The 20,586-nt window shown below is 53.5% G+C and carries 17 protein-coding genes; 5 read left to right on the forward strand and 12 right to left on the reverse strand.

The features are described 5' to 3' along the window. Nucleotides 1-53: 53 nt before the first annotated feature. Nucleotides 54-335, forward strand: coding sequence for a hypothetical protein (locus NMQ00_RS08465; RefSeq protein WP_255176344.1), 282 nt, complete (start codon nucleotides 54-56; stop codon nucleotides 333-335). A 39-nt stretch (nucleotides 336-374) separates the two neighbouring features. On the opposite strand, the gene adhE is transcribed toward NMQ00_RS08465, so the two are convergent. Beyond that, nucleotides 375-2,966, reverse strand: coding sequence for a bifunctional acetaldehyde-CoA/alcohol dehydrogenase (gene adhE, locus NMQ00_RS08470; protein ID WP_255176345.1), 2,592 nt, complete (start codon nucleotides 2,964-2,966; stop codon nucleotides 375-377). A 385-nt stretch (nucleotides 2,967-3,351) separates the two neighbouring features. On the opposite strand from adhE, the gene NMQ00_RS08475 reads away from it, so the two are divergent. From NMQ00_RS08475 to NMQ00_RS08485, 3 genes are all read left to right on the forward strand, one after another. Further along, complete coding sequence (locus NMQ00_RS08475; RefSeq protein ID WP_034777458.1) at nucleotides 3,352-3,798, forward strand: MarR family winged helix-turn-helix transcriptional regulator; 447 nt, start codon at nucleotides 3,352-3,354, stop codon at nucleotides 3,796-3,798. Nucleotides 3,799-3,877: 79 nt separating this feature from the next. Continuing rightward, nucleotides 3,878-4,588: a YebC/PmpR family DNA-binding transcriptional regulator gene (locus tag NMQ00_RS08480; RefSeq protein ID WP_255176346.1), complete on the forward strand. Its 711-nt coding sequence runs from the start codon at nucleotides 3,878-3,880 to the stop codon at nucleotides 4,586-4,588. Nucleotides 4,589-4,736: 148 nt separating this feature from the next. Next, a complete protein-coding gene (locus tag NMQ00_RS08485; protein WP_255176347.1) occupies nucleotides 4,737-6,056 on the forward strand; it encodes a Na+/H+ antiporter family protein in 1,320 nt (439 codons plus the stop codon). 149 nt (nucleotides 6,057-6,205) lie between these two features. Here the strand turns inward: NMQ00_RS08485 and NMQ00_RS08490 are convergent, their stop codons facing one another. The 6 genes from NMQ00_RS08490 to NMQ00_RS08515 form a co-directional block, all read right to left on the reverse strand. Continuing rightward, nucleotides 6,206-7,657 (reverse strand): glutamate synthase subunit beta, encoded by a 1,452-nt coding sequence (locus NMQ00_RS08490; protein ID WP_255176348.1) that lies wholly within the window; start codon nucleotides 7,655-7,657, stop codon nucleotides 6,206-6,208. Further along, a complete protein-coding gene (gene gltB / locus NMQ00_RS08495) occupies nucleotides 7,654-12,093 on the reverse strand; it encodes a glutamate synthase large subunit (protein WP_255176349.1) in 4,440 nt (1,479 codons plus the stop codon). The genes NMQ00_RS08490 and gltB overlap by 4 nt, the downstream gene beginning before the upstream one ends. Nucleotides 12,094-12,370: 277 nt before the next feature. Beyond that, nucleotides 12,371-13,120, reverse strand: coding sequence for a TspO/MBR family protein (locus NMQ00_RS08500; RefSeq protein ID WP_255176350.1), 750 nt, complete (start codon nucleotides 13,118-13,120; stop codon nucleotides 12,371-12,373). Between the two features lie 225 nt (nucleotides 13,121-13,345). Continuing rightward, nucleotides 13,346-14,158, reverse strand: coding sequence for an aldo/keto reductase (locus tag NMQ00_RS08505; protein ID WP_255176351.1), 813 nt, complete (start codon nucleotides 14,156-14,158; stop codon nucleotides 13,346-13,348). Between the two features lie 66 nt (nucleotides 14,159-14,224). Then, entirely contained in the window at nucleotides 14,225-15,022 is a 798-nt protein-coding gene (locus NMQ00_RS08510) for an ABC transporter permease subunit (RefSeq protein WP_255176352.1), read from the reverse strand. After that, nucleotides 15,023-15,895 (reverse strand): ABC transporter ATP-binding protein, encoded by an 873-nt coding sequence (locus tag NMQ00_RS08515; protein ID WP_255176353.1) that lies wholly within the window; start codon nucleotides 15,893-15,895, stop codon nucleotides 15,023-15,025. It lies immediately after the preceding gene. Nucleotides 15,896-16,016: 121 nt separating this feature from the next. Between NMQ00_RS08515 and NMQ00_RS08520 the strand changes: the two genes are divergently transcribed. Next, entirely contained in the window at nucleotides 16,017-16,580 is a 564-nt protein-coding gene (locus tag NMQ00_RS08520) for a TetR/AcrR family transcriptional regulator (protein WP_255176354.1), read from the forward strand. 82 nt (nucleotides 16,581-16,662) lie between these two features. Here NMQ00_RS08520 and NMQ00_RS08525 read toward each other — a convergent pair whose 3' ends face one another. From NMQ00_RS08525 to NMQ00_RS08545, 5 genes are all read right to left on the reverse strand, one after another. Beyond that, nucleotides 16,663-17,010 carry a hypothetical protein gene (locus tag NMQ00_RS08525; protein ID WP_255176355.1) on the reverse strand — a complete coding sequence of 116 codons (348 nt, stop codon included), beginning with the start codon at nucleotides 17,008-17,010 and terminating at the stop codon, nucleotides 16,663-16,665. 20 nt (nucleotides 17,011-17,030) lie between these two features. Then, nucleotides 17,031-18,149 carry an NAD(P)/FAD-dependent oxidoreductase gene (locus tag NMQ00_RS08530; protein WP_255176356.1) on the reverse strand — a complete coding sequence of 373 codons (1,119 nt, stop codon included), beginning with the start codon at nucleotides 18,147-18,149 and terminating at the stop codon, nucleotides 17,031-17,033. Between the two features lie 80 nt (nucleotides 18,150-18,229). Then, entirely contained in the window at nucleotides 18,230-18,964 is a 735-nt protein-coding gene (locus NMQ00_RS08535) for a Bax inhibitor-1/YccA family protein (protein ID WP_034777443.1), read from the reverse strand. A 26-nt stretch (nucleotides 18,965-18,990) separates the two neighbouring features. After that, on the reverse strand, nucleotides 18,991-19,515 hold the full coding sequence (locus NMQ00_RS08540; RefSeq protein ID WP_255176357.1) for a type 1 glutamine amidotransferase domain-containing protein: 525 nt from the start codon (nucleotides 19,513-19,515) through the stop codon (nucleotides 18,991-18,993). Between the two features lie 96 nt (nucleotides 19,516-19,611). Beyond that, nucleotides 19,612-20,532: an NAD(P)-dependent alcohol dehydrogenase gene (locus NMQ00_RS08545; RefSeq protein ID WP_255176358.1), complete on the reverse strand. Its 921-nt coding sequence runs from the start codon at nucleotides 20,530-20,532 to the stop codon at nucleotides 19,612-19,614. Between the last annotated feature and the right edge of the window lie 54 nt (nucleotides 20,533-20,586).

Below are 20,586 nucleotides of genomic sequence, written 5' to 3' on the forward strand. Positions count from 1 at the left end.
GTATGATTACAAAAGAATTAAAATAATGTATTAGAAGACGGTTGGTGCCACATATGAATCAAGTTTATCCGAATCAACAGCGAACGAAAAAACGCTACTTATACGCTTTTCTCCTCTTGGCCCTGTTCAATACAGTACTACATGCATATGATACCGGATCTGTCGCATCCTCCCCGTTCCAACTTGTCGGCGGTCTCGTTTTCTATACAACTCTTCTCTATTTTGGGTTAAAAGAAATAAGGTGGGCCGAAATCGCCATCAAGTTTGTCGTCTGGTTAAACGTCATCGTTTTATTCATCATCCTCTTGTTCATGGGACTCTCCCTCTTTGCATGAAAAAGGCGGCCACTCGTTTGAGTGGTCGCCTTTCGTTGCTTATACGCCTTCGTAAGCAGCGTACATGATCTCTTTCAATTCTTCGACGAGCGGCATTTTCGGGTTAGCCGTCGTACATTGGTCTTCGAACGCGTCGACTGCCATCTTGTCGATTTTCGCGTCGAGGTCCGCTTTCTTGATGCCTTGGGCTTTGAACGAGAGCTTAATGTTCAAGCGCTGACCGAGCTCGATGATCGCTTGGATGAGCGACTCGACGCCTTCTTCCGTCGTGCTGGCTGGAAGTCCGAGGTAGCGCGCGATTTCAGCGTAACGCTCGTCGGCGATGAATGACTCATATTTCGGGAACGCCGCGAGTTTCGATGGACGCGTCGCGTTGTAGCGGATGACGTGCGGCATGAGGATTGCGTTCGTCCGTCCGTGTGGGACGTGGAACTCGCCACCGATTTTGTGTGCGATCGAGTGGTTGATGCCGAGGAACGCGTTCGCGAACGCCATACCCGCCATTGTCGATGCGTTATGCACTTTCTGACGCGCTTCGGCGTCACTGCCGTTCTCATACGCTTTCGGGAGATAGTCGAAGATCATCTTCATCGAACGAAGCGCGAGTCCGTCTGTATAATCGTTAGCCATGACCGAGACGTACGCTTCGATGGCGTGTGTCAAGACGTCCATACCTGTATCAGCCGTGATCGATGCTGGGACCGTCATGACGAACTCAGGATCGACGATGGCGACGTCTGGTGTGATCGCATAGTCAGCGATCGGGTATTTGACGTTGCGTTTCTTATCCGTAATAACTGTGAACGGTGTCACTTCAGAACCCGTACCAGATGTCGTCGGGATGGCGACGAACATCGACTTGTTGCCGAGCGTCGGGAATTTGTACGTCCGTTTGCGGATATCCATGAACTTTTGACGAAGGTTCGAGAACTTCTCTTCTGGGCGTTCGTAGAAGAGCCACATACCTTTCGCAGCATCCATCGGTGATCCACCACCGAGTGCGATAATCATATCCGGTTGGAAGTGACGCATCGCTTCGGCACCACGCATGACCGTCTCAACCGATGGGTCTGGCTCGACTTGGTCGAAGATGCGGTACTCGACGCCAGCCGGCAAGTTTTTCACGACTTTATCGGCAAAACCGAGTTTGACCATCATTTCATCCGTGACGATCATCGCCCGTTTTTTCGATGTGAGCGATTGAAGGTATTGGACCGAGTTTTTCTCAAAGTAAATCTTTTCAGGGACTTTAAACCATTGCATGTTCACGCGACGTCTCGCCACCTTTTTCACGTTGAGTAGATGTTTCGCCGTCACGTTCTCAGAGACGGAGTTTTTACCGTACGACCCACAACCGAGTGTGAGTGATGGTGTCATTTCGTTATAGAGGTCACCGATGCCGCCGTGTGCCGTTGGAGAGTTGACGATGATGCGGCAAGCTTTCATCCGGAGTCCGAATGCGAGGATGGCGTCGTCGTCAGTCGAGTGGATCGCTGCCGTATGACCGAGACCACCGATTTCAAGCATCTTCTCAGCGATCGCGAATCCTTCTTCACGTGATTGGACTTTGTAGGCTCCGAGTACTGGGCTAAGTTTCTCGTGTGAGAGCAACTCTGTCGCACCGACCGTCTCGAGTTCGGCAATCAAGATCTTCGTGTCGGCTGGGACTGTGAGTCCAGCTTTCTCGGCAATCCAGGCTGCAGGCTTCCCGACGATTTCAGGGTTGACCGCACATGAGTCTGTTTTAATGACGAGTGTCTCGAGTTTTGCTTTCTCTTCTGGTGAGCAGAAGTAGCAACCGAGCGCCGTCATTTCTGCTTTCACTTCTTCATATACTTCTTGGTCGACGATGATCGCTTGTTCAGATGCACAGATCATGCCGTTATCAAACGTTTTCGACAAGATGACATCCGAGATGGCACGTTTCACTTTTGCTGTCTTGTCGATGTAGGCTGGAACGTTACCAGGACCGACGCCGAGTGCCGGTTTACCAGTCGAGTACGCTGATTTGACCATCGCCGCACCGCCTGTTGCGAGGACCATGGCGACTCCTGGGTGGTTCATAAGTGCTTTCGTCGCGTCGAGTGACGGTTTTTCAACCCATTGGATCAAATGTTCCGGTGCACCGGCTTCGATGGCTGCGTCACGGAGGATGCGTGCTGCTTCACTTGAACACTGTTGTGCCGACGGGTGGAAACCGAAGATGATCGGGTTACGTGTTTTGATGGCGATGATTGCTTTGAACATGGTTGTTGATGTCGGGTTCGTGACCGGTGTGACCCCGGCGACGACACCGACTGGTTCAGCGATGTACGTGATGCCGTTTTGCTCATCGTCTTCGATGACGCCGACCGTCTTCTCACCACGGAGCGAGTTATAAATATATTCTGTCGCAAAGATGTTTTTGATCATCTTATCTTCAAACACACCGCGACCAGTTTCTTCATATGCATGTTTAGCGAGTGCGACGTGTTGTTCGAGACCAGCGAGTGCCATCGCTTGAACGATCGCATCGATTTTCTCTTGATCAAACGTCATTAACGTGTCGAGCGCTGTATGTGCTCGTGTGACGAGCGTGTCGACCATCTGTTCTGCTGATGTTTCCACTACTGCTTTCTCTTTAACTGCCATGTTAGGTTCCTCCTCATGAATGAGAGCTTATACTGCTGACTTGATGGAGAGCACGGGGCGATCAGTGGTTTGATAAGAGTTTGTGCTTTCCTTCACATTCATAGAATACAACGTTTTCGGCAATTTGTGCGTGACAACAATGTGAACTCTTTCACAATATTTTTTTTAAGAATGAGGATAGGTCTTGCTTTTTGAGAGGACGCTCAGTAAAATCGTATGCGTTTTCATGAAAAGATGACGTCTAACAAATGTAAACGCTTACATATAATATGACGCTTGTTTGTCCGATGTGCTGTGTGATTTGTCACGTGTCAAGGATTGGTCGTCCACCCCGCCCTCGGTCGTGTATAATGAAGAAAGAACCTAATTAGGAAGTGACATGACTATGCCGAGACAAGACGCAGCCGATCAGTTCGTGAAACTGATCCCATTAATCCGTAGGAAGTTGTTACGCCGTTCCGACCTCCCGCAAATCCCAAACTTGAACTTTTCCCACTTTCATCTGCTCATGCTGATTGAAGATGAAGGCGCCGTGACGAATGGACACATCAGCGAGACGTTATCGATCGCACCGCCGAACGTGACGCCGCTCATCACGAAGCTCGTCGACGAGGGCTACATCACCCGCGTCCCGGACGAGCGTGACCGCCGCGTCATCTGGAATCAGTTGACCGACAAAGGTGAGCTCGTGCTTCGCGAGCGTCGTGACTCGTTTCGACGCTTGTTCGAGGACCGCCTCGCTTTTTTAGACGAGGAAGAGACAGATCGATTGATTGACAGCTTGAAGACGTTGACGGAGATCGTCGAGAAGATGGATAAGAGCGAGGGATGATTTTTGCTCGTCAATATCCACGTCTTCTTATATAATCGAGGATGAATCAATCGAACAATGGAAAGAGAGATGACATGTAATGGGTCGTAAATGGAACAACATTAAAGAGAAAAAAGCGTCAAAAGACGCCAATACGAGTCGCATCTATGCGAAGTTCGGCCGTGAAATCTACGTAGCCGCCCGCCAAGGGGAACCAGATCCAGAATCAAACCAAGCGCTCAAGTTCGTCGTCGAACGGGCGAAGACGTACAACGTCCCTCGCGCCATCATCGACCGCGCCATCGACAAGGCGAAAGGCGGCGACGAAGAGAACTTCGATGAACTCCGCTATGAAGGGTTCGGACCGAACGGCTCGATGCTCATCGTCGACACGCTCACGAACAACGTCAACCGGACGGCGTCTGAAGTCCGCGCCGCTTTCGGCAAAAACGGCGGCAACATGGGTGTCAGCGGATCGGTCGCCTACATGTTTGACGCGACGGCCGTCATCGGTGTCAGCGGCATGAGCGCCGACGACGTACTTGAACTCATGATGGAGCATGACCTCGACGTTCGTGACGTTATCGAAGAAGATGAAACGATCATCGTCTATGCGGAGCCAGAAGCGTTCCACGCCGTCCAGACCGCGTTCCAAGCGGCGGGCATCGAGACGTTCGAAGTCGCCGAGTTGACGATGTTGCCACAAAACGAGATCGCCCTCGACGACGAATCGAAGGAACAGTTTGAAAAACTGCTCGACGTCCTCGAAGATCTCGAAGACGTGCGCCAGGTGTACCATAACGTTGAATGATCATGAACGAGCGATAACTTTTCGGAGTTATCGCTTTTTTTGAACAATCGATTTGACAACCCGAAACACGTATGTTAAATTTCAAAAGTCTTTATCATATTAAAGTGATAACAAGAGAAAGAGTTTTGAAAGAAAGGTGTTGGAATTGATGAATGCTGTCTTATTAGCTGTTATCGTATTATTCGCGCTCGCGATCAGTCGAGTGCACATCGTCTTGTCGCTCATCCTCGCCGCAATCGTCGGTGGTCTCGTCGGAGGTCTCGGGTTCAACGACACGTTGACCGCCTTCAGTGACGGTCTTGGCGGAGGGGCTACCATCGCCCTCAGTTACGCGTTGCTCGGTGCGTTTGCCGTCGGTCTATCAAAAACGGGACTCCCGGATGTCCTGGCTGAAAAATTGATCGGCATGTCAGGTCGCGACGTCACCGGTAAGAGCGTGGCGCGCGTCAAGGCGCTATTGCTATCGTTCCTCTTATTACTAGCCATCAGTTCGCAGAACGCTTTACCGATTCACATCGCGTTCATCCCGATCGTCATCCCGCCGCTCCTCGTGCTGTTTAACGAGTTGAAGCTCGACCGCCGGCTCGTGGCGACAATCCTCACGTTCGGTCTCGTCACGCCGTATATGTTACTTCCGGTCGGATTCGGCGGCATTTACTTGAATGAGATTTTGCTGCCGAACGTGGAAACGAACGGCATGGCCGTCGGTGATGTCAATATTGTCAGCATCATGGCCATCCCGGCGCTCGGGATGCTCGTCGGTCTCATCACTGCCTTCTTCCACTACCGGAAGCCGCGGACGTACGATACGATTCAACTCGGTCCTACCGACTATGAAATTCGGACGTTGAGCCCGCTCAAGATTTGGCTCACCGCCGCCGTCGTCCTCGTCGTGCTCATCGTTCAACTTCAGACCGAATCGATGATCGCCTCGGCCGTCTCAGGACTCATACTGTTGACGTTGCTTCGCCTCATCCCTTGGTCAGAGGCGGACGACATCTTCACGAGCGGCATGCGCATGATGGCTTTCATCGGCTTCGTCATGATCGCAGCGAGCGGTTTTGCCGCCGTCATCCGCGCGACCGGTGCCATCGATCCGCTCGTCAGTGGTGCAAGCGGCATCATGGGCGACTCACAATTTGTCGCCGCGCTCGTCATGCTCCTCGTCGGACTCGTGATCACGCTAGGAATCGGTTCGAGTTTCTCGACGATTCCAATCATCGCGGCCATCTTCGTCCCGCTTTGCATCCAATACGGTTTCTCTGTCGAGGCGACAATCGCCATCATCGGTACGGCCGGGGCACTCGGTGACGCCGGTAGCCCGGCGAGTGACTCGACGCTCGGACCAACGAGCGGCTTGAACGCCGACGGTCAACACGACCACTTGCGTGAGACGGTATGGCCGACGTTCCTCCACTACAACATCCCGCTCATCGTCTTCGGCTTGATTGCCGCCATGGTGTTGTAATCACTTCCGATTGCGCCGCGCATAAATCGTGCCGAGCAAGACGAGCACGAGTAAAAACCAAATCCCGGTATACATGAGGATTTCTATAATCATCTCTGACTCCTCCTAAATGTCCATGTAAAAAGGAGCGACGAATTCGTCGCTCCTTTTTATGATGAAGTTTTTAGCTGTTGTTGACAAGTGTTCAAGTATCCGTCGACGGTATCCGCGACTTCGCGACCTTCTCGGATTGCCCAAACAATCAAACTTTGTCCCCGTCGCGCATCCCCTGCGACAAACACACCCTCGACGTTCGACGTATAGTCATGGTTCGCCTCGATGCCGACCTTACGGAGCTCTCGCTCTGGTCGTTCGAACCCGATGGCGACAAGCACGAGATCGGCCGGATACGTCTCGACCGAACCGTCGACGACGAAGAACGTCGCCTGTCCGTCCGGTTTGACGATTTTCTCCATCCGTTCCGTCTCAATACCGACGATACGATCCCCTTCTTTGATGACTCGGTTCGAGCGAATCAAATACGTGCGCGGGTCACGGTCGAAGTGTTCGATCGCTTCCGCATAGGCGTAATCGGTCGATAACGTGTCCGGTTGGAGCGGCCATGGCTTCTCCGGTGCCCGGAACATACCTTTCTCCGGGTGTTTCCCGAACTGCGTCACTGACTTGGCGCCTTGACGGATCGCCGTCGCTACGCAGTCCGCGCCCGTGTCCCCGCCACCGATGACGATGACGTCTTTTCCGTTCGCGTCATATCGGGCGTCGAGCGATTTCCCGCCGAGCGTACGCGTCGCTTCGGTCAAATAATCCATCGCCGGCTCGACGCCTGTGGCATCATCCCCATCGATGCCAAGCGTCCGTTGTTTCTGTGCGCCCGTCGCAAGAATGACGGCATCGTACGTGTGACGGAGTGACTCAATCGTCACGTCGGTTCCGACGTTGAAGCCCGTCTTGAAGCGAATCCCCTCCGCCTCGAGCAGACGTACACGACGCCGGACGACGTCTTTCTCGAGCTTCATGTTCGGGATGCCATAGAACAACAGCCCGCCCGCCTCGTCCGCTTTCTCATAAATCGTGACCGCATGGCCGAGCTGGTTCAATTGATCGGCCGCCGCGAGTCCGGCCGGCCCGCTGCCAATGATGGCGACACGATGTCCGGTCCGTTTCTTGACGTGACGCGGCTTGACCCAACCTTCCTCGAACGCCCGATCGATGATCGTCCGTTCGATCGATTTGATGGCGACCGGATCCTCACTGATGCCGAGCGTACACGACCCTTCACACGGGGCCGGACAGACACGTCCCGTAAACTCCGGGAAATTGTTCGTCTCCATCAATCGTTCGTAAGCACGATACCAATCTTGGTCCGAGACGAGCTTGTTCCACTCGGGAATCAAGTTATGAATCGGACAGCCGATCGTCTCTTGGCCGATCATGTCCCCGACGTGACAGAACGGGGTGCCGCAATCCATGCAGCGCTCGGCTTGTTTGACGATTGGTTCGTCTTCCATCCGAGACGCGTATTCATTGTAATCATGAATCCGTTCAAGGACAGAGCGTTCAGGTAATGTCTGTCGTGGGATATCGATAAATTTATGTCTCATACTCCCCCTCCTTCAGTCACGACACGGAATAGTTCGAGGGCGCGGTCGGCGTCACTCAATTCCGGACGCGTCGCCTCGATGTGACGCATGACGTCAAGCACGTTCGCATAGTCACGCGGTACGATTTTGACGAAGCGTTTGCGTTCTTGGTCGAACGCCTCGAGCACGGCTCTCGCTTTGACACTGTCCGTATGGAACTGGTGCATCTCGAGTAGCGCGTAAATCTGTTCGGCATCCTCGTCGGTCAACTCACGGTCGACCGAGACGAGCTCTTCGTTGACGAGTTGTTCGTACGCTTGGTCCCCGTACAGATAGGCGACCCCGCCCGACATCCCGGCCCCAAAGTTGCGTCCGACACCCCCAAGGACAACGACCGTGCCACCGGTCATATACTCACAGCCATGGTCGCCGACGCCTTCAGTCACGGCGACGGCACCGGAGTTCCGGACGGCAAACCGTTCTCCAACATGACCGTTGAAGAATGCCATCCCCGACGTCGCGCCATACAGACAGACGTTCCCAGCGATGACTTGTTCGCTCTCTTCAAACGGGGCATGTTTCTCGGCGATGACGGCGAGCTTTCCGCCGCTCAAACCTTTCCCGACGTAATCATTCGCGTCGCCGATGACCGAGATCGTGATCCCGTTCGGCAGGAACGCCCCTAAGCTTTGGCCGGCCGATCCGCTGAGGCGAAGTGAAATCGTATCCTCGGCGAGACCGACGTTGCCATGCACTTTCGTCACTTCATGCCCGAGCATCGTCCCGACGGCGCGGTCCGTGTTGCGGACGCGGCCGACGAAGAACGTCGGTTGAAGCGACTTGATCGAGCGTGATACGGCCGGGATCAGTTTGCGATGGTCGTACGACTGATAGGCCGGATGCGGCAGTTCCTCTTTTTCCGGCAACGCCGTCGGAATCGATAGCATCGGTGCCAAATCAAGTGTTCTCGCTTTCGGATGTTCTTGTTTCCAGACGCTTTCCTCTAACAAATCGGTCCGGCCGATGACGTCACGGAGCGATTTCGCGCCGAGCGAGGCTAAAATCTCCCGCACGTCTTCGGCGAGGAACGTCATCAAGTTGACGACGTGTTCGGGTTTGCCCATGAACTTCGCGCGCAAAGCGGGGTCTTGTGTGGCGACACCGACCGGACACGTGTCGAGGTGACACGCCCGCATCATGATACAGCCAAGGACGACGAGCGGCGCCGTCGCGAACGCGTATTCTTCGGCGCCGAAGATGGCGGCGAGGACGATATCACGTCCAGTCATGAGCTTACCGTCGGTCTCGAGCGTGACGCGGCCTCGGAGTCCGTTCAACGCGAGCGTCTGGTGCGTCTCGAGCAGACCGAGCTCCCACGGGAGTCCCGTATGCTTGATTGATGTCCGTGGTGACGCCCCGGTCCCTCCGTCATAGCCACTGATGACGATCGTGTCGGCGTTCGCCTTGGCGACACCGGCGGCGATCGTCCCGACGCCTGACTTCGAGACGAGTTTGACACTGATTTTTGCGTTCGGGTTGACGTGCTTCAAGTCGAAGATGAGTTGGGCCAAATCTTCAATCGAATAGATGTCATGGTGTGGCGGTGGCGAGATGAGTCCGACGCCTGGGACAGAGCCGCGCACTTCGGCGACCCATGGATATACTTTGTTCCCAGGCAATTGTCCACCCTCACCCGGCTTCGCACCTTGCGCCATCTTGATTTGAATCTCATCGGCGTGATACAAATATTCGGCCGTCACACCGAAACGACCACTCGCGACTTGCTTGATGCGACTGACGCGTTCACTACCGTCCTCATCAGGGGTGAACCGATTCCGGTCCTCCCCGCCTTCCCCTGAGTTGCTCTTGCCGCCGATTTGGTTCATAGCGATGGCGAGCGTCTCGTGGGCTTCTTTCGAAAGGGAACCGAACGACATCGCCCCCGTCTTGAAGCGGCTGACGATCGAGGCGACCGATTCGACTTCGTCGAGCGGGACGGCATCCTGCTGTTTAAACGCGAACAATTGACGCAAGAATTGGCCTGACGATTCGTGGAGTTTGACGTAAGCGTCATAATACCGGCGCTCGTTCTCACGGCAGGCACGCTGGAGCAAGTGAATCGTCTTCGGGTTGAAGGCGTGCTCTTCCCCGTCGGCGCGCCATTGGAAGTCGGCTCCGGCCTCGAGCGGTCGTTCGCGCTTATAGGCGGATTCATGCTGCCGGCGCGACTCTTCCTCGAGTTCGGTGAAACCGACACCGGACAATTGTGACGTCGTTCCTCGGAAATGGCGTTCAATCAAGGCACGGTCAATGCCGACCGCCTCAAAGATTTGTGCCCCGCGATAACTTTGCACGGTCGAGATCCCCATCTTTGACATGATCTTGACGATACCGTCGACCGACGCCGTCTGATAGCGGCGGACCGACTCGTCGAACGAATAGGACAGTTGACCGGCCTCGACCACCTCGGCAATCGTCGCATAGGCGAGATACGGATAAACAGCATCGGCTCCGTACCCAATCAAGGCGGCCGCTTGGTGGACTTCTCGTACTTCGCCACTTTCGGCGACAAGACTGCACGACGCGCGAAGGTTGACGCGAATCAAGTGTTGGTGGACGGCGCTCAAGACGAGGAGCGATGGCATCGCCAACAAGTTTTCGTTCATGTCACGATCCGACAAGACGATGACTTCAGCCCCATCGCGGACGAGCCCTTCGACACGTTCGAACAACGTCTCAAGGGCAGCCTCGAGGTCGTGAACGTATGTCGTCTCGACCCGTTCGACGCGAAGCGTCTCGTTCACTTGTTCGATCGCGGCCGCATCGAGGAACGGATGTTTGAGCCAGACACGACGGGCGTGACCGCGACCGGTGTGGACCGGGTTCGCTTGAGGCCCAAGCCACGTAAATGTCGCCGTGACAATTTTCTCTCGCAACGCATCGATTGGTGGGTTCGTGACTTGGGCGAAGTGCTGTTTGAAGTAATGGAACAACGAGCGTGGTCGTTCAGACAAGACCGCGACCGGTTGGTCATGACCCATCGAACCGATTGGATCTTTTTTCTCGAGGATGAGCGGGACGAGATATTGTTCGATATCTTCTTTCGTGTATCCGAACGCACGTTGCTTGCGATGCAGGTCGACGACGAACGGCTCTTCGACCGGAGACTCTTCAAGCTTAGTCATCTGCTTCAGCCATTTACCGTATGGCTCGGCCCGCGCAATCGTCTGTTTGATTTCCGCGTCCGGGATGAGTCGCTTCGACTCCAGGTCGATCAATAGGAGCTGGCCTGGGCGAAGTCGCTGTTTCGACTTCACGTTTTCGGCTTGTACGGGAATGACGCCGCTCTCAGACGACAAGATGAGTTCGCCATCAAGCGTCTCGATGTAACGCATCGGCCGTAGTCCGTTCCGATCTAAGATGGCGCCGATTTGACGACCGTCCGTGAAGACGACGCCCGTCGGTCCATCCCAAGGCTCCATGATGGACGAATGATATTGGTAGAAGTCTTTTTTAAACGGGTCTATTTTCACTTCCGCGAACGGCTCCGGGATGAGCATCATCGCCGTATGGGCGATTGAACGTCCGGTCCGTGTGAAAAACTCGAAGGCGTTGTCGAGCATCGACGAGTCGCTGCCGGTCTCTTGAAGGACCGGGAATAGCAGATTGACGTCCTCGAACAAATCGGTCGACGTCACGCCTTCGCGTGCCCGCATCGCATCGATATTGCCGCGGAGCGTATTGATTTCCCCGTTATGCACGATCATGCGGTTCGGATGCGCCCGTTCCCATGAAGGGAACGTGTTCGTCGAGAAACGAGAATGGACGATGCCGAACGTGCTCTTATAGGCCGGCGCCTGCAAATCGAGATAAAAACGCTCGATCTGTTCCGGCGTGAGCATCCCTTTATAGACGATCGTCTTCGTCGATAGGCTCGGCATGTACAGATTCAACGCTTCGGTCTTCTCAATCATCCGTCGGAGCTGATAGAGCGTTCGTTCGTTCGAATCGTAGTCGGCGAACGGGCACGCGATGAACCATTGGTAGATGGTCGGTTGCGTCACCCGAGCATGCACACCGATTGCGTTTGGATTGACCGGTACCTCACGCCAACTGATGGTCGAAAAATCGAACTCGTCGGCGATCGCTTCCATTTGACGTTGCTTGTCCTGCAGTCTCGACTCATCCGGTTGGAAAAAGACCATTCCGACCGCATAGCGACCTGGCGTCGGCAAATTCATCGTCTCGAGGAACAATTCGTGCGGTAGCTCGGTCATGATTCCCGCGCCGTCTCCGGCATCGATGACGCCTTGACCGCCCCGGTGTTCCAGCTTACAGAGCATCGATAGCGATTTACTGACAATGTCGTGTTTCTTCTCTCCATTTAGGTTGACATATAGCCCAATGCCACATGCGTCTTTTTCGAATCGTGAATCGTACAAGCCTGTTCGCTTCATCGAATCAACCCCTCTCTCTCGATCTTGTTTCGTAAATTTTATTTTGTTCTAAATATTCTGATAAATCAAGGGGGTTGTATACTATTCTGCATAATCCAACTCAGTGAATATCTTTTTGAAAGCGTGTTCATTAGCGTTATCAAGCTATTTTCAAAAACATGTTATAATGCATAAAGAATAATTATCCATAAAATATATTGGTATATAGGTTCATAAGAACTTAAATAAACTCACAAAAAAAACGGTAGCCTATGAGCTACCGCTTCTGCTTTCGATCTTATTCAACCGTTTTTCGTGAGTGATGCAAGAACGCCCGTGGTTTTTTCCAAATGATCAAGCCGACATAGCCGAGAGTGAGCAAAATCAATGCACTGACGAGGACGACGTAGAGCGTCGCATTGTCAATTCGTGCAAAGATGGCGATGTATGCCCAGACGAAGACGAGCGGATAGATGAAGTCACGATGCCACCACATGAAGACGAGTGCGAGGACAACCCCGACCATGAGCATGAGCGACGTCCAAGCGAGTTCGTCGAGCCCGAGCAAGGTTGTCACCCGCTCCCGGTTCATGACGACAAACACGTTGACGATCGTCGCGACGGACACCCAGCCGATGTAAATCGAGAACGGGAACCGGTCGAGCCAACTTGTCGACGTCCGGAAGGCGATGTAATAGAGCCAGGCGAGCGTCGCAAGAAATGCGACCATGACGACGAGCGAGGCGATGAACCATTCGTTCGTGAACGTAAGTAACCAGAGCCCGTTCAAGATACACGAGACGAGAAAGCCCGCTTTCATCCGGTTCGCCTGCCGGTTCGCAACCGACCCTTTCTTCAATTGCAAGACAAGCCAGACGGCGAGCGCGATATAAATCACGCCCCAAATCGAGAACGCGTAGCCGGCCGGTTTGAAGTAAATGTCGATTCGGTCCGATACGGCCGCGTTTTCACCGCTCGCGAAGTAGTTGATGACGATTGTCGCTAAAAACGCCAGCCAGTTGATTAATGGCCATTTTGATAAGTCCATAAATAGGATCTTCCGAAGAAGACCTGACACCTCCTTTATTAGCATAGTTTTCTATACCCATGTGCCAACGCTCATACACATCTGGACTAGCTCCTGAATAAATCGCTGGACACACATAACAAAACGACTCCGGCGTTAACCGGAGTCGTCTCGAAGAAGCGGCAGTGTCACCGCATTCGGTATTTTAGTCGTCCACCTCAGTTCATGGACAATAGCATCAATTGTTTAGAAATCGATCTCGTCCGGGTCTGGACCGAGGCGGTCATGTGTCGCTACGGCGTCGATTTTCGCCAAGTCGTCCGCATCAAGCGCGAAGTCGAACACTTCGAAATTCTCTTGAATGCGGTGCGGTGTGACCGATTTCGGAAGTGCGACATTCCCGGTGTCTAAATGCCAGCGAAGCACGACTTGCGCCGGCGTCTTGCCGTGTTTCTCCGCGATTTCAGCGAAAGTCGGGATATCGAGGAACTTCCCTTGCATGAGCGGACTCCATGCCTCGACTTGAATGCCCTCGTCTTGGCAGTATTCAACGAGGTCCGGTTGCGGCAGTTGCGGGTGCAACTCGATCTGATTGATGAGCGGCGTCATGAGACCCGCTTCTTTCAACGTATCGAGATGATGTTCTTTGAAGTTCGACACGCCGATCGCCTTGATTTTCCCGGCCTCATAAAGGTCGATCAAATCTTTCCATGCCTCGACGAACCCGTCGACTGGCCAGTGGAGGAGGCAGAGGTCCAAATAGTCCGTCTCGAGTCGAGCGAGTGATTCGTCAAACGCTTCTTTCGTCCGGCGCTGGCGGATATCTTCATTCCAAATCTTCGACGTCAAAAAGATATCTTCACGAGCGACGCCTGATGTTTGAATCCCTTTGGCGACGCCTTCTTCATTCTTATAAACGGCTGCCGTATCGATATGGCGATATCCGACTTTCAGTGCCTCGGCGACAGCCTGTGGCGCCTCCGTCTCGTTGTCGACTTGCCATACCCCAAAGCCGATCATTGGAATTTTGACACCGTTGCGTAACGTTGCGAGTTGCATACAATCATTCCCCTTTCAAAACTGTTCGAGCTGATTGTATCATACCCGTCATTCTATTTCGAAAAACTAAATCGTCAAATCTTTTCGGGTAAAACGTCCATAAGACAACAGCATTGCGACGATGAGAAGTCCCCCCAACCAGATGAAAGAACGAAACGCTGACTCGCCTTGGATTTGAGCGTTGGCGTCAAACAACGAGAAAATCGACAGCGCATTCAACCAGTCGAGCTGGTCACTAAATCCCGAGAAGACGTTCGCCATCAAGAAGAGCGCGAAAATCCCACCCGTGACCATATATGACCGTGTGCTGTCGTCGAACAGGCTTGCGAGCACATAGGCGAGCGCACCGAGGACGACTAGAATCAGTCCTGCGTTCAACTGAAGCGTCCACAGTAAGCCGATGTCAATCTGTAAATTAAACAACACGTTGGCGAGCATCAGACTGAGCCCGTTCAACCCGACGAGCATACCACTCGCGATCACAAGCAACACCATACTAGCCGTCACGTAACCAGCACGTGAAATCGGTGCGGCCAAATAAAGCATGACCTCACCCGAATCGACCGGTTTAGCCATGAGCCGTGAGGCGAATGTGAGCGCGAACAGGATGGCCAATACGTAAAAGATGAGCCCATAGTAATTGCCCGCCAGCAGATTGATGACGTTGTCCATCGCCAAGTTCGGATCGATTTTGAACACTTCGAGCAACTCCGGTGGCAACGAATCCAACTTTCCTTCAATCAGCCCCGTCTCTTGGATGGATGGGAACACTGCCGCCAAAAAGAACAAGTAGAGGCTCGTTCCGAGTGAGTACCCGAGAATCCAGCTCCGGTTTTGTTTAAACAGTGCCGAGATGAGAACCATTTATTTCGCCTCCCCATAATATTGCATGAACAGATGCTCGAGTTCGTCGGTGCCGCTCGACAACGACTGGACATCATGACGGACGAGTCGATGAATCAAGTCGTTCAACTCTTCGACTGTCGATAAAGTGACGGTGACCACCACACCGTCACGCGAACCGATTTCTTCGCTCAATCGCTGGGCTGCCGCCTCGTCCTTCAATTCGATCCGATACGTCTTCTGACTATGCCGTTTCAATTCTGACATCTCCGCTTCGATAATCATCCGACCGTCACGGATGAGTGCGGCCCGGTCACACGTCTTCTCCATCTCCGGGAAGTGGTGGGAACTCATCAAGACCGCCTTGCCCGCCTTCTTCTCGGCAATGACCCAGTCGACGAGTCGCTCTTGCATGAGCGGGTCGAGCCCGCTCGTCGGTTCATCGAGAATATAAACCGGCACATCTTTCATGAAACACGTGACGATGGCGAGTTTTTGTTTCATCCCTTTCGACATCTTGCGCACTTTGAGTGACGTATCGAAGGCGAACACGTCACGCAACGTCCGTTCGCGCTCAGCGCTCGTCACATGAAGTTTTCGAGTCAGCCGGATGACATCTTCCCCGGTCATGTCCTGCGGATAATTGATCTCGCCAGGCAAATAGCCGACAAGCGCCTTCACCGTCTCACTCTCGTTCCAGCAGTCATGTCCCATGACGGTGGCAATCCCGGAATCGGCATGGAGCAATCCCATTAAGTGACGAATCGTCGTCGATTTGCCCGCTCCGTTGGGCCCGATAAATCCAAACACGGTTCCCGGCTCGACCGTGAACGACACGTCAAAGATGCCGTGTGACAGATCGAAACGCTTCGTCAGTCCTTTAATTTGAATCATCGTACTCACTCCTTAGTTTTGAAATTTATTATATATATTATTACAAAACTAGTATATCACGTTATTTTTTGAAATGGAAATGGTATATTGATTACAAAACATCATTGAAGCGAGGGTCATCATGGATGGATTCACAAAACGAACCGAAACAAAACGGAGAGCAATCTTAGATGCGGCCTTTCGGCTGATGTCCGAGAAACAGTCACGTTTCACGGTGAGCGAGCTCGCTCGCGCCGCCTCGGTCTCACCGGTATCAATCTATAACTATTTCGGGTCGAAGGAACAAGTGATTGTCGCCGTTTTGACCGAAATGACGGAGGAACAGATGGGATGGATCGAGTCACAAATCGCTGACCATGTTCCGTTCGATCAATTGCTGATTGAGATTTTGTCTCGAAAAATCGAGACGGCAGGACTGTTCGATGAGGCGATCACGACGATGATTCAAGCGGACGCATCGTGGCAACAGTTGGCAGGACGAGGCTACGCCGCGTTTCGGCAATTGATTGAGTACGGGAAGACGAGCGGGGCCATCGACCCGGAGCTGTCGACCGATTCGTATTTACGCTACGTTCAACTCGTGCAGCAGGCGATTTTATCCGACCCGAGCCTGTCGACGTCACCGATGACCGAATCGATGCAAGACTATTTCCGATTTTTCCTTCACGGTATCATCCGGAAATAACTTAAAAGTCGCCTCGCACTTCTTATACGTATAAGAAGTGCGAGGCGACTTTTTATATTCCGGTAACGTAGTAGAAGAGATGCTACTCTTGAAGTTCAGGGGGGATGTACGAATCCACATCCAATTCGTCTCCACAGGCGATAATCAATTCCGAGCTTTCAGGCGTCATGAAAACGCCCATGCGTTGACAAACCAGTCCTTCCATCATCGGTTCAACATGAACGTGTCGACCGACTTCAAAGCGGTGGGCCATGCGAATCAACTCTGTGCCGAGCCCAATCATGGCATTTCGGCTCAATGAAATCATCACTCTTGGTTGTTGTCTTGCACTTTCTCCATTTTGGTCCAATACAAGTACCGTCCCAACATTATCCGCCAGCTGCTCAAACTCATCATTCTCATCATCCATCAAATCAAATTCGTACCGCATTCGTACCCCCTTTCTGATGCTTAGCTGTCTTTCGTTCTAAACACCGATTCCGCAATCGGATAAAGCGACATGTCAAGCTCGCAGTCTCCGGTCAGAACGAGGTCGGCGAGCACTTTCCCGATGAACGGACCGACCGTCAAGCCGGACGACCCGAGACCGTTGGCGACGAGCAACTGCTCCGCACCTGGCACGCGGCCAAGAATCGGAATCGAGTTCGGGGTGACCGGACGGAAGCCGACCCGCGTCTCAATCAGTTCGGCCTCGGCGAGTCCCGGGGCCGATTCCAGCCCTTTCGAGAGCACTTCATGAATTCCGATTGCCGTCGGCCGTGTGTCGAACGCCTTGCCCCGTTCATGCGTCGAGCCGATGACGATGCGTCCTTCTTCGAACCCGAGCAAATAGCGGCGCCGCGGCGGCATGACGACCGGCCAGTCGGACGCGTCCGTATCCGGCAGCTGTACGTGCACGATTTGCGCTTTCTCGCCAGCGACACGGGCCGTGTAGCCGATCGGCTCCATCAACTCGGGCAACCACGCCCCGCAAGCGAGCACGATCTCATCCGCCTCATAGCGGACTCCGTCACACTCGACGTGATAGCCGTCCGCTTCAACGAGGACGGCCGAACCGTCAATCAAGGTCACGCCTCGTTTCACGGCGACTCGTTCGAGCGCCGCTCTTAACTTCTCCCCATCGACGCGTGCCCCGCCTTCGACGAGGAGGGCGTCATATTCGTCCGAGAGCGGCGGGAACAATGCTCTCGCTTCTTCTGCAGTCAACCGGGTCAAGTCGCCGATTTCCGGGGCTTCTTCCCGGCGTAGCACCATCCGTTCTTGCATCTCGTTCAATTTTTTGTCTTCGTGCAAGGCGAGCGTCCCGACGCGTTTATAGCCGGTATCCGTCTCCCCTTCTCGCTTCAAATCGTCGACGACGGTCGCGTAGTAGTGCGCACCGCCTTTAGCGAGCGCGTACCAAGCCTTGTTCCGGCGCTGGGCGATCCACGGACAGACGATGCCCGCCGCCGCGTCGGTCGCTCGACCCTTTTCTTTCCGGTCGATGACGGTGACGTCGGCTTGTCCGGCCAGATGGTACGCGGTCGAGATCCCGACAATTCCTGATCCAATCACAATCACTTTTTTCATAGCATTCGCGCCATCATCGGTTCGATGACGGCTTCACATCCTTTCTTTTCATAAAAAATCACCGGCCCGAAGGCCGATGATCAGTCGCGCATGGCGAGGCGATACAGTAAATCAAGAATTTCAATGTAGAGCCAGATAAGCGTCACAATTAAACCGAACGCCGCGACCCATTCGAGCTCTTTTGGAGCCCGGCTCTCGACTTGACGAGCGATATAGTCGAAATCAAGCACGAGCGCGAGCGAGGCGATGATGACGATCACAAATTGCACGCCGATGGCGAGCGGTGACGAGCCCGTCATGAACGGGAGTCCTGAACCGAAGAAACTCATCCCGATTTGAACGAGATAGAGCAACATGACCGTAAAGATCGCGGCCGTGACGCCGGCGCGGAACTTTTGCGTCACTTTGACGAGACCCGTCGAGTAGACGAACCACATCGCGAACGCGACGATGAACGTCGTCAACACGGCACGGCCAACGATGCCCGGAAGCATCGCTTCGAAGAAGTACGAGATTAACCCGACGAATACACCTTCGACGATACCATACAATGGCGCGACGACCGGAGCCGTCCTCGGTTTGAACGTGATGACGAGTGCCAAGACCAAACCAAGGATGAGCGAGCCGATCATGAGCGGAAACAGCAATGCTTCCCCGATTGTCGGCACGAGCATCCACGTCGTTCCGGCGGCTGCCGTGACGAGCAAGAGTAACGTGAACACTTTCGACCACGTACCGGCTTTCGTCATCGGCGTGGCGCTATAAGCTGTTGTCTCCATTGATTTACGGAGAACTGGATTCGATTTAAGCTTCAACTGTCGTTAACCCCTTTATTCTATTTTCAGTTCTTGGCCATGACTTTGATGAATTCCCGCATATAGTCAGGCAGGTCAGGCGGACGGCGGCTCGAGACGATATGACCGTCGACGACGACCGGCTCATCGTGCCAAACCGCACCCGCGTTTTCCATATCATCTTTAATGCCCGGTGTGCTCGTGACGTTGACACCATCAAGAATCTTCGCTGAAATCAATACCCAGCCAGCGTGACAGATTTGACCGATCGGCCGCTTCTCGTCATGCATATAGCGGACGAACCCTTTCACTGAATCGAATCGGCGCAACAAGTCTGGTGACCAGCCACCTGGGACGAGGATAGCGTCGTATGATGAGATGTCGACGTCATCGAACGCGATGTCCGATTTGGCTGGAACGCCGTACTTACCGATATAGGCGTGATCCGCCTTCTCGCCGGCGAGGATGACGTTTGCGCCTTCCTCGCGTAACCGATGGACCGGATACCATAATTCTAAGTCTTCAAAGTCGTCACTGACGATTTGCAGGACATTCTTACCTTGTAATTGCATCGAATCCCTCCCTTTATTTGTCTTTCACAAGTATACCCTATAAGACACGTGGCGAAAACAGGGACGATTGACGAAACGCACGTCGCTTAACTTGAATCAATTTGCTTGTGCCACGGTCATGATCACATTCCCAGCCTTTCCTCCGGCATCAACGTATCGATGCGCCGCGACGATGTCCTCGAGCGGATAGACCGAATCGATGACAGCCTTTAACTGCCCGGCTTCAAACAGCTCTTTCAAGAAAGTTAGATCCTCTTTCCGTTCACTCGCAGGTCCTTGTCCGGCGACAGAACTGAATTTCCCGTGTTCGGCGACATGCTTCCGGGCCAAACGCTTATCGATGTTCCCAGCCGCATCGAATACGGTGTCGTATGTGGTCAGTTTCTCGTCGTAGCCGTCTATGGTGTAGTCAATCACGATATCCGCGCCGAGACTTTTGACGAGTTCGAAGTTCCGCTCCCGACAGACTGCCGTTACGTGAGCCCCGTAATATTTCGCGATTTGAACGGCCATCGAACCGACTGCTCCGGAGGCTCCGTAAATCAAGATGGTCTTCGCTTGTTCGATGTTTACTTTGCGCAAAAAATGAAGGGCTGTCGTCCCACCAAACGGCAAGCTGGCCGCTTCGATAAAACTAGCGTTTGTCGGCATACGTTCGATACATTTATTCGCTTTGACACACGCATATTCGGCATAGCCGCCGAACCGCATCCCGGTCAGCGCATAGACACGGTCACCGACCTTGAAGTCTTCAACGCGACTACCCGTCTCGACGATCTCCCCTGCCAAAACGACACCAAGAATCGGTTGGCGCGGCGCCTTGAAACCGACGATGACTCGCATCGGGAGCTTACCTAGAGCCGGTACATCAAGAGCCCGTAATCGACGGTCGCCGGAATGGACGGCAGAGGTGTGAACTTTGATCAACAACTCATCCGATTTTGGCACAGGCTTGTCGACCTCTCGGAGCTGTAACACGTCAGGTGGCCCATATCCGGTACAAATCACTGCTTTCATCGTAACCCTCCTCTTAAGACGTGCAGTAGTTACTAATGAATTCACCGTCTCAAT

This window comes from Exiguobacterium aurantiacum (assembly GCF_024362205.1).
Taxonomy (GTDB): Bacteria; Bacillota; Bacilli; order Exiguobacteriales; family Exiguobacteriaceae; genus Exiguobacterium; species Exiguobacterium aurantiacum_B.